The 13,035-nt window shown below is 42.4% G+C and carries 13 protein-coding genes; 11 read left to right on the top strand and 2 right to left on the bottom strand.

The genetic code is table 11. The features are described 5' to 3' along the window. The first annotated feature begins 114 nt into the window (after positions 1-114). From SWOO_RS09725 to SWOO_RS09770, 10 genes are all read left to right on the top strand, one after another. Positions 115-654: a GNAT family N-acetyltransferase gene (locus SWOO_RS09725; RefSeq protein WP_049774461.1), complete on the top strand. Its 540-nt coding sequence runs from the start codon at positions 115-117 to the stop codon at positions 652-654. Positions 655-769: 115 nt separating this feature from the next. After that, a complete protein-coding gene (locus SWOO_RS09730) occupies positions 770-1,225 on the top strand; it encodes a GNAT family N-acetyltransferase (RefSeq protein ID WP_012324526.1) in 456 nt (151 codons plus the stop codon). Between the two features lie 51 nt (positions 1,226-1,276). After that, entirely contained in the window at positions 1,277-1,729 is a 453-nt protein-coding gene (locus SWOO_RS09735) for a hypothetical protein (protein ID WP_012324527.1), read from the top strand. 146 nt (positions 1,730-1,875) lie between these two features. Further along, positions 1,876-2,262, top strand: coding sequence for a hypothetical protein (locus SWOO_RS09740; protein WP_012324528.1), 387 nt, complete (start codon positions 1,876-1,878; stop codon positions 2,260-2,262). Between the two features lie 256 nt (positions 2,263-2,518). Next, positions 2,519-3,205, top strand: coding sequence for an ABC transporter ATP-binding protein (locus SWOO_RS09745; RefSeq protein ID WP_012324529.1), 687 nt, complete (start codon positions 2,519-2,521; stop codon positions 3,203-3,205). Next, positions 3,195-4,190 (top strand): HlyD family secretion protein, encoded by a 996-nt coding sequence (locus tag SWOO_RS09750; RefSeq protein ID WP_012324530.1) that lies wholly within the window; start codon positions 3,195-3,197, stop codon positions 4,188-4,190. The genes SWOO_RS09745 and SWOO_RS09750 overlap by 11 nt, the downstream gene beginning before the upstream one ends. Continuing rightward, the gene (locus SWOO_RS09755; RefSeq protein ID WP_012324531.1) at positions 4,187-5,398 is read left to right on the top strand and encodes an efflux RND transporter periplasmic adaptor subunit; all 1,212 of its coding nucleotides are present in this window, start codon (positions 4,187-4,189) and stop codon (positions 5,396-5,398) included. Before SWOO_RS09750 ends, SWOO_RS09755 begins: the two co-directional genes overlap by 4 nt. Then, positions 5,395-6,654: an efflux RND transporter periplasmic adaptor subunit gene (locus tag SWOO_RS09760; protein ID WP_012324532.1), complete on the top strand. Its 1,260-nt coding sequence runs from the start codon at positions 5,395-5,397 to the stop codon at positions 6,652-6,654. Before SWOO_RS09755 ends, SWOO_RS09760 begins: the two co-directional genes overlap by 4 nt. Further along, a complete protein-coding gene (locus SWOO_RS09765; RefSeq protein ID WP_012324533.1) occupies positions 6,651-7,910 on the top strand; it encodes an ABC transporter permease in 1,260 nt (419 codons plus the stop codon). The genes SWOO_RS09760 and SWOO_RS09765 overlap by 4 nt, the downstream gene beginning before the upstream one ends. A 251-nt stretch (positions 7,911-8,161) precedes the next feature. Beyond that, positions 8,162-9,196, top strand: a complete 1,035-nt coding sequence (locus tag SWOO_RS09770) for a hypothetical protein (protein WP_012324534.1) — start codon at positions 8,162-8,164, stop codon at positions 9,194-9,196. A gap of 67 nt (positions 9,197-9,263) precedes the next feature. Here SWOO_RS09770 and SWOO_RS09775 read toward each other — a convergent pair whose 3' ends face one another. Further along, positions 9,264-10,295, bottom strand: coding sequence for a DUF7450 family protein (locus SWOO_RS09775; protein ID WP_012324535.1), 1,032 nt, complete (start codon positions 10,293-10,295; stop codon positions 9,264-9,266). 268 nt (positions 10,296-10,563) lie between these two features. Here SWOO_RS09775 and SWOO_RS09780 point away from each other — a divergent pair, with 268 nt between their 5' ends. Next, on the top strand, positions 10,564-11,238 hold the full coding sequence (locus SWOO_RS09780) for a hypothetical protein (RefSeq protein WP_012324536.1): 675 nt from the start codon (positions 10,564-10,566) through the stop codon (positions 11,236-11,238). A gap of 50 nt (positions 11,239-11,288) precedes the next feature. Here SWOO_RS09780 and SWOO_RS09785 read toward each other — a convergent pair whose 3' ends face one another. Beyond that, complete coding sequence (locus SWOO_RS09785) at positions 11,289-12,962, bottom strand: tetratricopeptide repeat protein (RefSeq protein WP_229377340.1); 1,674 nt, start codon at positions 12,960-12,962, stop codon at positions 11,289-11,291. Between the last annotated feature and the right edge of the window lie 73 nt (positions 12,963-13,035).

Genomic DNA, 13,035 nt, shown 5'->3' on the forward strand with positions numbered 1-13,035 from the left:
GTCATCAATTGTTCATCGCACGCATATTATAATAAAAATAGTAGCAGGGAGAGAGATGTGGCTAATGAAATAAAAACTGAGTTCCTTTCGGGGGAATGTATTGTATTAGAACCTATGACCATAGAACATACGGCAGCGCTATCTTTAGCGGCTTCAGATGGTGAACTTTGGAATATTTGGTACACAGATGTGCCTCACCCAGATGAGATGAAACAGTATATAGAGGCTGCGATAGCGTCTGAGAAAGCGGGAGAGGCGTTAACCTTTGTCGTGAGAGATAAAGTGTCTGGAGAGGTGATAGGTTCGACACGGATCTGCCGCTGGGATCAGTCAAATAGGCGATTAGAGATTGGCTATACCTGGTATGCAAAGCGCGCCCAAAGAACAGGTGTGAATACTGAAGCTAAATTACTGCTGTTAACCTACGCTTTTGAAACTTTAGATGTGATGGCTGTAGAGTTTAGAACTCATTGGCATAATCAAGCTGCAAGAGAGGCGATAACACGCCTTGGTGCTAAGCAAGATGGCGTGTTGAGAAATCATCAGCTGCTTGCAGATGGCACAGTTAGAGATACGGTTATCTACTCTATTATCGATAAGGAGTGGGAAACTGTGAAAGATAACTTGATGAAGAGAGTCGCACAATACAGCTAGTAGAAGCTGACTTAAATTCATCTGAATAATAAAATACGCACGGTTCAGCCTAAGGCTAGGGTGCTAAGGCTAGGGTGCGTATTTTATCGATACCATATACTAGGGAGAGTATAAGATGGATAGTCGCATCATACAGGGACGCTTAGAGGATGTGGATGTGATATCGCAACTCTTTAATGAATACCGTCAGTTTTATGGACAAGCTGATGATCTGCCTTTAGCGAGAAGTTTCATTGCTGAACGCCTTAGTGATAACTCCTCCATTATTTTTTTGGCTATCGATAGTCATGACCTCGGGTTAGGCTTTGTGCAACTGTATCCGGGTTTCTCTTCGATAAGTACTAAGCCTGTACTCAATCTCAATGATCTGTTTGTAACAAAACACGCAAGGTGTGTCGGCTTAGGTGTTAAGCTGATGAAGCTGGTTATTCAATATGCGAGAGACCATGGCATAAGTAAACTTGTGTTAGAGACACAAGAGGCTAATCAGCCTGCTCGCTCACTTTATACCTCTTTAGGCTTTGAAGTTGATAATGACTTTCTTACCTATTCACTTGATATTAAGCGGTAACTAAAGTAGAACAGTCGTCAATTATTTCGATAAGTTTGTGATAGGGATCCCATGTTGAATTTCGTTAGTCAAAGATTTAATTCATTTTGTCACCTAACAGGTAAAAGTTTGCTGCTTGTGCCCGTTACTCTGTTTTTAAGTGCTTCTGCAATGGCGGCAGATAAGCCGAGTGAGGCGGAACTGGCATTTAATGAAGAGGTACTTGAGTGTGCGTCATACTATCAAATCAGCTCGAATGTGATCGTAAACATGGATGCTCCACAGATGAAACCAGTGGGGGAGCGTTTACTTAACTCTTCAAAAAAGGCAATAGCATTAGCTGAGCAATATCAGAGCAAAGATGCGGTGGAGAAGCAGTTAACAGTTACCAAAGAGAAGCAGTTAGCCACACTGCCAAATGGCAAAAGTTTAGGCCCATTGATGAGTAAGTATAAAGTGGCTTGCCAGACATTGTTATCTGAGCCACAAAAACGCTTGGATTATTGGATAATGGCGACTATGTAACTCGGCTGTTTTATGGTCGGAAGGCTAGTTGTATGATAAAGAGTCTTAGGGCTTTTTTGAAAGAAAATGATAAGCCTTCCTGTCTAATAGCTATCAGTACGAGAGTAATGTCACTTCAAGCCATGATTGACCGATACGAGGGATAGATGAATTATTACTATTTAGTCGCTGCATTATTAGCATTGTCGACACTCATAATCCATATTCATCATGGAAGAAAACATTACCTGTTTCCTATGTTGTCGAGCGAGTTAGATCCTGTTGTAAAAGCAGTATTTCACTGCGTTTTTCATTTCGTATCCCTGTTTATTTTACTCTCTACGATCATTTTGGCTGCCTGTGGTTTTGATCTGATCTCAATGATGCAGGGATATGGTTTAGTGCTATTTATTGCTCTGAACTTTGGCATATTTGCGATTTGGCAGCTTTTTCTTGCCTTTGATAGTGAGATCCCATCGCCATTTCGTCGACTGTTTCAATGGATGCCCTTTGCTGGGATCGCTATCTTGAGTTTAGTGGGGAGCTATTTTTAGCCCTTTATCGATTGCTCCACGGCCAGCTTTAGCTTAGATACTTCTTTTTTACCGTTACTTTCCCACCTCTGAAAGATATTCACCTGAGATCTCTGTCAATTTATTGAACTTTCTGTATCTTATAACTCTAACTTTTGAATCTTGTACATCAGTAACAACTTTCATGTTTTTAAAGAGTTAACAAGATGTAACTCAGTTTGTTCCGTAGTAAGTATTGAAACATTTATGTATAAATATAAATGTGAGTGAGAGCATTATGATCAAAGTCAATGGATTAACTAAAGAGTACCAGATGGGCAATACCTCTGTGTTTGCACTAAGAGGGGTAGAGTTTACGATTAATCACAATGAGTTTGTTGCCATCATGGGACCATCAGGTTCTGGTAAATCGACATTGATGAATATCATAGGGTGTTTAGATAAACCTACTAGTGGTAGCTATCAGTTAAACGAGCAAGAAGTTGCTAGTTTAGATGATGATGCATTATCAGCGGTTCGCAACAAAGAGATAGGTTTCGTCTTTCAAAGTTTCCATCTATTACCGCGAATGAGTGCATTGCAAAATGTGTTGTTGCCATTACGTTTCTCTAACCCTCCAAATCAAGATAGCCAATATGCGAGTGAGTTATTAACTCGGGTGGGTCTAGGGACAAGGCAAGATCATAGACCAAATCAACTGTCGGGTGGTCAGAGACAAAGGGTTGCTATCGCTCGAGCTCTGGTTAATCGTCCAGCCATTTTACTCGCTGATGAGCCAACTGGTGCCTTAGACAGTAAAACATCTGTTGAGATCATGGATCTGTTTACCGACCTGCACAAAGCGGGACAGACGATTATTCTTGTCACCCATGAAGAGGAAGTTGCTGCTTATGCACAGCGAGTGATTCGCATGCGGGACGGTCATATTGTAGAGATTGAAGACCGGAGCACCTATGCCGCTTGATTGCCGTCCTAAGCTAAACTGCCGTCGTTTATGCTCGCTACTGTTTTTACCATTTTTGTTCATCCATTTTTCAAGCACCGCTGCTAATGAGTCACTGTTATTAACGGGAAAAGTCTCATCGGTAAAGTCACAGTCATTTATGGTACCAAAGGCCGGTGATGCATGGCGTTATCAGATACAGTGGATGATGCCGGAGGGGGAGATTGCTGAGCCTGGACAAGTGGTCGTTATTTTCGATAAAACTCAAATTGATAATCAGATTGAACAGCTAGAGGCGAGTTTACTGAGGGTGACAGCGCAGGAGCAGAGCACATCAATCGACTTAAAAGCGAGTGTTTTACAGGCAAAGTTCGATCTGAAACAGAAGGAAACAGAGCGTGATAAGAGTCAGCTTGATGCCGATGTGCCTGCGGACTATATCGCAGCCAAAGAGTATGCGGAGAATCAATTTAAGCTGATGCAGGCCAATAGTGAGTTGATTAAAGCAGAACAAGCATTAAAAGAGGTGTTAGATAAACAATCTGCCAGTAAAGCTCAGCTGGCAATTGATAGAAGCCGAGCTCAGCTTGAACTGCAACAAGCATTAGATGGAATAGAGCAACTCACACTAAAAGCGGAAATAAAGGGGCCGCTACTTTACAGTAGCGAACCTTGGTCTGATAAAAAATATGCGGTGGGGGACACAGTACAGATTGGCCGTCAGGTTGCAAGCTTACCAGCAATGGAGGAGTTGGAGGTTGTCGCTTGGGTCAATGAGGTCGATGTCGATAAAATTGAGCCTAGCAGCCGGGTCACACTAAGGCTGGATTCTCAATCTAATATGACCTTCAGTGGTCAAATTAAAAGTATCGGTAGGCAGGCGCAGAAGCAAGCAGCTTGGGGAAACAGTAACTGGTTTAAAGTGGAGATAAGTTTTACCCCCGATGAGAAAGTGAAAATTATTCCGGGTATGAGCGTATTAGTGACCTCGGAGGTGAAGTTATGAAAAAGACTGTTAACTCAATAGCAAGGAAGACATGGATTAAAAGCTTTGTACTCTCTTCGCTTACATTATCCTCAGCCTCTATGTTGTCGGCCTGCAATCATGAATCTGTGACCAGGGTAGAGCAAGGTGTCCTAAGTCAAAGTATCGAAGCATCCGGTGAGCTTGTTTCGGCTGATACCGTTTCATTAATGCCGCCTTCAATTCGCCGTGTGTGGCAGTATCAAGTTAAGCAGTTAGCTCAAGAGGGAGCAGAGGTTCAGCAGGGTGATATGGTTGCTCAACTCGACACCTCTGCCTTGACGCAAAAGCTCTCAGTTAAAACAGCCAAGTTAGAAGCGACTCTTCAAGATATTGAAACTTCCAAGTTAAGGAATGCAAAAAAACTTGAGGAGCTGAGACTGGGACTCGCGGAAGACAAGATGAACCTTGAGAAAGCGGAGCGTAAATTTAGGCTGTCAGATGAAACCGTAGCTGCCATTGAAAAGTTTAAATATCAAAAAGATGCAGAAATAGCCCGAGATAAGGTGAACTTAACAGAGCAGAAGCTGGTTTTAGAAGTGAAAGGGGCTAAACAGAGGGAGGCGATGTTGATGGGGGACCGTCAGAAATTTGCTGCTGAAGTTGAGCAACTTAAACGTGGAATACAATCCTTAACGCTTATCGCCCCGCGAAGTGGAATGGTGGTTTATTGCAATGACTCTCAAGGTAATAAGATAAAAGAGGGTCAGTCAGTATTTATGGGGGATGCGGTGCTAAGTATTCCAGATCTGACCCATATGCAGGTCAATATGACGATCCCGGAGGTTGAGGCGAGACGGGTTAAGATAGGTCAAGAGCTTAAGATTAGACTTGATGCGAACCCTGATAAGGTTTTTACCGGTAATATTATTGAACTCGGCGCTGTATTTCGCAATAAAAACCAAGAGGTTCCTTTAGTTGTTTTTGATGCTGTTGCCAGCATAGATGAAGCGGATACTGAGTTGATGCGCCCAGGTATGACCGCCAAAATATCGATTGATATTGCCAATGAAAAGCAGGAGTTACTTCTCTCTCTCGATGCTGTTCATTACGACGCTGGACAGGCATATGTGTTTACTCCTGATACTTTTAGTAACAGTAAACAGGCTGTCACTATAGGTGCGATAGGTAAAGAGCGAGTGTCTATCACATCAGGATTAGCATTAGGTCAGGAGGTTGTACTGCCATGAGTGAGTGTCAATTCTCTTTCACTAAGTCTGTAAATGGTGCATTTAATTTGAGCCGTAATTTAATGAAGTCATCAGTGTTAATCGCGATGTTGGCATTATCAGGCTGTAGCCAGCAAGCCAGTGATGGTGTGTTAACAATGGATGTTCAGCGAGCGGATTTTACCTTTGATATACCCGCAGCGGGTGAGCTAGAGGCGAGCAATGCAACTGCTGTAACTGTGCCTTCAGGATTAAGAGGTCCACAATCTTTAGCTTGGATATTAGCCAACTTTACTCAAGTTGAGGCCGGTGATGTGGTTGCCAGAATGGATCCAGAGCGGGAAAATTATCGACTTAAGATGGAACAGTTTGATTTCGATAAACTTGCTTTTGATAGTCAGATCCAGACAGAAAAAGACAATACGATTAGTCAAAACTTACTGGAAGGCACCCAGATAACGAGTCAGGAGAAAGATCTTGCTGAGCGTTACTTCAGTGATGATGAGCGGGTTTATAACAAGATAGAGATCATCGATCAGATGCGAAATCAGGACTATCTAGTGGCCAAGATGCACTATTTTGATTGGGGGTTAGAGCAACATGGCTCGCAAGCTGAAGCGGAGCAGGAGTTAATAAAGCTTAGACAAAAGGGGCACTCAGCCAAAATCAGTCGGTATGAGAGTAATCTAAATCAGATGGAGATCATTGCGCCTCATGATGGCCTGTTTGTTTACCAAGCGGGTTGGGATGGCTCTTTTCCCGTCGTGGGTGACATGATGTGGTCTGGCACCTCCATTGGCTTGTTGCCTGATACCTCAGTTATGCAAGCAAAATTATATGTTCAGGAGTCAGAGGCGGCGGGATTAGCTGTAGGAAAAAAGGCAACCGTTTATCTTGATGCCTATCCTGACAAACCTTTTACTGGTGAAGTCACTCAACTAGATGCCTTGGCAAAACCTAAGGATAAAGACAGTCCTGTTAACTACTTTCAATTTACCATTAGCCTAGATAGAACCGAGGTGGGCATTATGCAACCCGGTAGGCAGGTTCAGGCAAAAGTGCATATGTTGAGTTTACATAGCGTGTTGACAGTTCCCAATCAAGCACTTTTCCAAAAAGAGGGTCAGTATTGGGTCTACCTTAAAACGGCAGAAGGTTTTGTTAAACAAACCGTGGAGATGGGCAGCCGAAGTCTAAACCGCACCGAGATCACTAAGGGATTGAGTGAGGGGGATGTGATAGCACTGACTACACCTCCTAAAAGGAGTCGAGTATGAGGCACCTATTAGTTGAAAGCAAAGTTTATATCGAAGGAGTAAAGCAAGCCTTCGATGAGATGCGTCATCATAAGCTGAGGACTGCGTTGACCCTGTTAGGCATGATATTTGGTGTGGGCGCCGTGATTGCTATGTTAAGCGTGGGTGAAGGTGCAGAGAAAGAAGCACTTAAGATGATTGAATCCATGGGGGTTAGAAACCTCGTGGTTAATGCAAGGCCCACAGATGGTGAAGCGTTAAAATCGATACGTGAGCACAGCTTAGGGTTAAATCTAAGGGATGTTGAAAGTGCGAAAGATACACTACCTTTTGTTGAGCAGTGGAGCGCGGAAAAGCAGGTCAAAACGTTCAGCTTATTTAGTCTTGAGGGGCGCAGTGATGCGCAGGTTAAGGGAGTCACCTCTAGCTACTTCTCATTAACGGCACTTAAGCTGAGTGAAGGTAAGATATTTAATTCTGATGATGAACGTTATTACAATCAAGTGGCAGTATTAGGACCAGAAGCGGCTCGCAGCCTGTTTCCACAAGGACAAGCGATCGGCTGTGTAATTAAGGTCAATCATCAATGGTTCAAAGTAGTTGGTGTCTTGACCGATGTCGATACGGGTCAGTCTAAGATTCAAGGAGTGAAGTTAGGCGGGGAGCGCAATCAAGTGTTTATTCCATTGTCTACCGCTCTGAAAAAGCTTAATTTCAAGCCCCTTGAAGATGAACTTGATGCGTTTAAAGTATCAATATCTGAAGGGATTGAGCCCTCTTTAGCGGCGAAAAGCTTACGTCACTTAATCGACAGACGTCATGGTGGAGAGAAAGATTACGATATTGTGGTGCCAGCGGATCTGTTGGCACAGCATCAAAAAACACAGCAGATATTTAATATTGTGATGGCATGTGTTGCTGGGATCTCACTGCTTGTGGGCGGGATTGGGATCATGAATATCATGTTAGCAACGATTATGGAGCGCACAGGAGAGATAGGTCTGCTGCGTGCATTAGGTGCTAGACGAAAAGATATCGCGCGTCAGTTTCTCATCGAGAGTATCGCCATCTCTGCAACAGGTGGCATCATCGGGATCGGTGTGGGCTTGTTATTGGCCATGGTCATATCAACCGCTGCTGGCTGGCCTGTTGCCTGGTCTCCTTTTGCGATTATTCTGGCATTAGGAGTGTGCATGACCATAGGTGTCGGTTTTGGACTTTATCCTGCGAAGAAAGCGGCAAAGCTGGATCCTATTGTGGCCCTTCAACGAGACTAGTCATCATTATGCAGCCCACTTTTGAAGTGGGCTGCATCTTTTCTTCTATCTAATTTTACCCTGCTGACTATGTTTTACTCGTTAATCATAAAAGTGGGTAACAATTCAGCGGGAGCGAGGCTTTCAGAGCTTTTTTTTGAGAGTGAGGGGGCAAATTAGGGTATCCTTACGCTCCATTTTTTCGTCTGGCAAACTGCTGGGCAATGAGTTTTATAGCAATTGGTATAACTCCCTCGAAATAGAAGTCTGTTATGTTTTACGATCAAAATCTAGCTATACGCTATCCTAAAGGACCCTTTGCCATGTGGAGCGTTTACAGTTTCACAGGCGCCTCCATTCTTGCCTCCATTGTGTTTTCACTCCTGCTATTTTTATCGATTGATGATGATCCTTTGATGCAGTTTCTATTTGGAGGGTTGGCTATTGTCTTTGAACTGGGTAAATTCTTCGCCTGGTATGAGGTGGGTGAGCGCCATGCCAGACGAAACTATTCAGGTATGATCTTTGCGCTGGGCTTTTACGCTGTATTGGCGGCAATCTCTATTGGTGGCTCGGTTGGCGGGATTAATAGCGCGACCAATAAAGCTCAGAGTCATGTCGCTTTGCATCAGAGTAAGGTCAATGCATTTGATATGCAGATAGCTGCCATCGATAAGCAGATAGCACTTAATAATGTTGCTGCTGAGAAATACATTCAGATGGAGCGAATAGCCACAGGTGTAGTGAGAATACAGAATGAGAATAAACGGCTCAGAGAGGAGCAGCAAAAGTTAGCGGTGCAGAGAGACAGCCTACCGCTTGCTGAACAAGGCTCTGTGGTTGGACTGATTGATAGTTTGGCATCCTTTTTACATACATCGCCCCATACTGCTCAGTTAGGGCTGGTGGTGTTTCTCTCAATACTGTTGGATTTCTTTGCCGCTTTCTTCGTTGGTTTGATCGGTGAGGAGAATCGCTTTCGTCATCAATATCGTCATATGAAACCAATTACCATAGATAGCTTCACCTCAGGTGAGATGAAAGAGCCAGAGATGTTGAGCCACTTCACACCCACAATCAACAGTGAGTTTGATGGCACAGCTTGCAATGAACCCAATAAAACTGCTTATGAGAGGGTGATAGAGGCCTTGAGTACCCAGCAGGTGATGTGCAGTAAACGTGCAGTAATAACACAGCTAAAACTCAAGCCTGATGAGGTGGATGTTATCTTTACTCAGCTCTTTAATGAGGGCATTGTTAGCAAAAAAGCCAACAACCACTTTCAGTGGCATGGATTGCAAGGCTGAACTTATACAGTATAAAAACTGCGTTTAACTTATTAGTTGAGTTAAACGCAGTTGTTTTTACTGCACGTTACTGTTTCTTGAAGTTAATGGGCCTTGATACTCCGACCTCTTTTTTGACCGGTCTGCCGGGGTTAATACGTGAAAGGTGCTTTTTACTTGAAGGGACACAAAACAGCTCTCGTTGACCATTAACTATCTGATCCGGTGCGAACTGGTTATTAATCTCTAAAGCTTGGCTCCTCACCTTGTCTTGTTTGACATAGTTGTAGCAGACCAAGTGACGCTCTTTATTGCGTATTTTAAAATACTTATCTTTATGCTGCTTAGAGGAGGGGTTACACAGGAGTACGGGCTTACCAAGAACGGCTCTAGTTTTACCAAACTGATCCTCAATCATGATAGTTTCATTGGGCAATCTATCTCCCTCTTTGACGCCGTAGCATTGAAAGTGTTCGCCAGGCATATTGACTGCAACAGGTTTTGGCTTGACTAAGTTATCGCAAGCAGTAGTAAAGACTGAATAGGTTTTCTTGCGTAAATCGCTCGTAGACCAGATCCATCTGAAGTTACTGCTATTAACACTGTTCACTAATGGAAAGTTGAGTGTTCCCCAAGGGGAAGTACCTGAAGCCACAGTCCCTGAGAAATTATAGGGGGGTTGGCCATTTGCTAAGGAAGCTGATATCAAAGTGTTAATTTGTGAGGCATTAGGTCCTCCATTTTGCGCCCAACCCGATGAAGTGACATTAGACTGGTATGCCTTAAATCTTCCTGAGCCCGAGTAAACTGCATTATCAGCTTTTAAAATGGCTGACATACCTTGTGATACTTTGCCATCCCCCCAAGCAATAACGCTAACTGAACAGGTTTTTAATGACCTTGGGTCACTTTTTATATTGAAATTAAATGATTCAATGTTTCTCCACTGACTGCCATGAACGCCACGATAAACCACATTATTAGGGCTGCCATTTCCCGGTGAGTGCACCACAATAAAGTCGTTATCAACGGCGACATTACCTGTTACTGTGGTTGCGCCTACGATTCCTGAAGCGCTGATTAAACAGATACTGATTAATGTTTTCTTTAATATACTCATCTTGTATTTCCCTCTACTGAATGTTCATGTTGTCAACTTTATTGACGCGGTTAGCTGGTTCTATAAGCCGACTTGAACTGAAGTTTTAAATTATCAGGAAGAAATAAAAGTTCATTAAAGTTAGAGGGTTAAAAAGGGGCTACTTTCGTTTTTACCCAAATTGACCCTAATCTTTAGTGGACGGACTTGAGGGATGTGAATAAGTTGGCACCTATTGTATTGATTCAACTTAGCTTCAGAATTATCTGAAAAATAAAAGGAACATCTTATGAATATCAAGAGGAACTTAGCACTGGTTTCACTGTTTATTGTCGCAGGTACTGCATCTGCGCACCAGTTAGCTTTTGATAAATTGACCCCAAGTCATAAACGTATGCAAACAGTGGTGTCATTTGAGCTCAATGAAGAGGAGATCATTAATCAGTATCATTTTCGCGCTAAGTATTTTGATATTGAAAAATGGATGATGAGTAAAAATCTAGTATTGAAAGCGGATCACCTTACCAATGGAGAAGTAGCACATCACGGAGTGCATACAAAGCAGCTAGAGCAGCCAGAACTGACTTTGAGTGCTCAAGGTGGTATTCATCATACTGTAGATCCTTTTAACCGACTAAACAGTGTAGCTGGAAGTTCAGGAGGGGAGCTAAACAGTGTTGTTAATCGGGTAAATATTGCTGGGCTAGTTGCGGTGTCTATATGTAACGCCTATACAAGTGTCAATATTAAGCAGGCTTCTTACCATCTTACACCCAAATTTACAGCCCCAGTTAGTTTGTTACAGGGGATAAACCCTAGTACGGCTGAACTCAGCGATTACTCCCTTAGTGAAGGGGTGAAATTTAGCTGTGTCCATCCAATTGATGTGGCCAATCCCTTGCCAAGAGAAAGCATTAAGGATGTTAAGCAGCTAAAGTATGGAACGGCTAGTAAAATAAAGTAACAGGCTAGCATACATAATGTTTATTACTTACAGGTATGGCTTAAAGTTTATTATGTCTCCATTGATTCACTTTTTATCTGTAACATTATCTGATTGAGGTGAGTCGTGAGTTGCTCTCTATCATGGCTAGACAGCTCACATTCAGACAAGACAAAGTGGCAGGTTTTTACCACGTTACGCCACCTTGGATTGTCTGGTAGCGTCTTTAGGCTGAGGTATTTGTCCAGTGATCGGGTTCTGAGCCGTCCCGAGTCCACCGATATTTTCCAAATTTTACTTCTATCAGCAAGTTCTACCTTGTTGGTTTGGGTCGCTTTCTCCCAAAGGGCGATACAATCGATCATGGTACTGACCAGCAGTTCAGATAATGGCTGACTTGAGGGGGAAACTGTTTGTTCACTTTCATTATTAGAGAGTAAAAATAGTTGCTGTTTATGGGATTCGATCACAGTCAGAAGATGTTGTTGGGCTTTTCTCTTCTTCACAATATAGAGAGAGATGATAAACCCGATAAACAGACTGATACTGGTGATGATTAACGATAGATTAACCAGCTTATCAATTTTTTGCGTTTTACCTTGATTAATCACTTGCTCTTCGACAAGAGCTCTTTGAATGCGCTCATTTTCAATCTCTCTTTGAATAATATTGATGTTCTCGCTGTATTTGGCTTCGAGGAGTGTTTCATGTAGTGCTTGGTATCTCTTTAAATAGACTATGGCTTCGTAAGGGTGGCCATTGTCATAATAGAGATCACTGGCGTAGCGGTAGATTTTCATTTTTTGCAGTGAGTTTTGGTTCGAGTCACTGTGTTTGATGGCCTCTTCGATATATTCAATAGCCTTAAGATCATCAACTTCATGTTTGGCAAGCTGAGATTTCAATAGGTAGATATCATCATGGAAGGAGTGCTCGTTAGAATCTAGATACTGTGATAGCGTTTCTATCACTTCACTTGCGGGTGTTAATTCATTGGCGTTGATATGTATAGTTGCAAGTGAGACTAGAGTTGAGATGAGATCGATTTGATTTAATGTGTCGCTGTATGCTTTGATGATTTTATTGCTGTAAAAGTAGCGTTTATGATAGTCACTGGTGATGTCGTATATTGCAGCAAGATCACCGTAAAGGTGAGACATGGCGTTGATAGCATAAATATCTGTGTTGGCACTGGTATAAATAATATAATGTTCAAGAGATAGTTCAAAATAGTGTTGTGCCTCTTGGAATTTTTCAAGGCTTTTGTACATTAAACCTAAGTTTCTCAGGGTAATTGCTAGGTATAGGTTATTGCCAATTCTCTCCTTAATCGTTAGGCTTTTTTTGTAATATGTTAGTGCATTAGAGTAGTTGGTAAGCATCTCTTCTATGATAGCTAGATCATTATAGCTTTTAGCTAACCATAGATCTGATGCTGTCGTTTTCGCAATAGTAAAAGCTTGCTCAAATAATTTTTTCGCTGCTTGATACTCTTTTCTGTATAGATGTTGAGTGGCTTTTTTACGAAGCCATAGGTACTGGATCTCATCACTTCTATTAAACTCATCGCTTTGCTTAACTGATTGCAGATACTCTTCAGCTGTTTGGCTGTCACCTAAGTCTAGGTTGATATCATAAAGGGCGAGCATGAGCTTAGCAGTCATGAGTGGGTTAAGCGTTCTATCGACTTGCTCAAGCTTCTCTTCACACACTGTTTTGCTTATCTGTGCACTCTCCTGTTTCATACTTATATGACATTGTTCTACAATGGAATTTTCAGCTTGCGCTAACGATGTCATTAATAATGCGAATAGGCAT

The organism is Shewanella woodyi ATCC 51908 (genome assembly GCF_000019525.1).
GTDB classification, from domain to species: Bacteria; Pseudomonadota; Gammaproteobacteria; order Enterobacterales; family Shewanellaceae; genus Shewanella; species Shewanella woodyi.

Bases quoted from the DNA above. Each gene is read 5' to 3' on its own strand.
- SWOO_RS09770 (WP_012324534.1), top strand. From the start codon at position 8,162: ATGTTTTACGATCAAAATCTAGCTATACGCTATCCTAAAGGACCCTTT.
- SWOO_RS09755 (WP_012324531.1), top strand. From the start codon at position 4,187: ATGAAAAAGACTGTTAACTCAATAGCAAGGAAGACATGGATTAAAAGC.
- SWOO_RS09750 (WP_012324530.1), top strand. From the start codon at position 3,195: ATGCCGCTTGATTGCCGTCCTAAGCTAAACTGCCGTCGTTTATGCTCG.
- SWOO_RS09740 (WP_012324528.1), top strand. From the start codon at position 1,876: ATGAATTATTACTATTTAGTCGCTGCATTATTAGCATTGTCGACACTC.
- SWOO_RS09785 (WP_229377340.1), bottom strand. From the start codon at position 12,962: ATGAAACAGGAGAGTGCACAGATAAGCAAAACAGTGTGTGAAGAGAAG.
- SWOO_RS09775 (WP_012324535.1), bottom strand. From the start codon at position 10,295: ATGAGTATATTAAAGAAAACATTAATCAGTATCTGTTTAATCAGCGCT.
- SWOO_RS09760 (WP_012324532.1), top strand. From the start codon at position 5,395: ATGAGTGAGTGTCAATTCTCTTTCACTAAGTCTGTAAATGGTGCATTT.
- SWOO_RS09735 (WP_012324527.1), top strand. From the start codon at position 1,277: ATGTTGAATTTCGTTAGTCAAAGATTTAATTCATTTTGTCACCTAACA.
- SWOO_RS09725 (WP_049774461.1), top strand. From the start codon at position 115: ATGACCATAGAACATACGGCAGCGCTATCTTTAGCGGCTTCAGATGGT.
- SWOO_RS09780 (WP_012324536.1), top strand. From the start codon at position 10,564: ATGAATATCAAGAGGAACTTAGCACTGGTTTCACTGTTTATTGTCGCA.
- SWOO_RS09745 (WP_012324529.1), top strand. From the start codon at position 2,519: ATGATCAAAGTCAATGGATTAACTAAAGAGTACCAGATGGGCAATACC.
- SWOO_RS09730 (WP_012324526.1), top strand. From the start codon at position 770: ATGGATAGTCGCATCATACAGGGACGCTTAGAGGATGTGGATGTGATA.
- SWOO_RS09765 (WP_012324533.1), top strand. From the start codon at position 6,651: ATGAGGCACCTATTAGTTGAAAGCAAAGTTTATATCGAAGGAGTAAAG.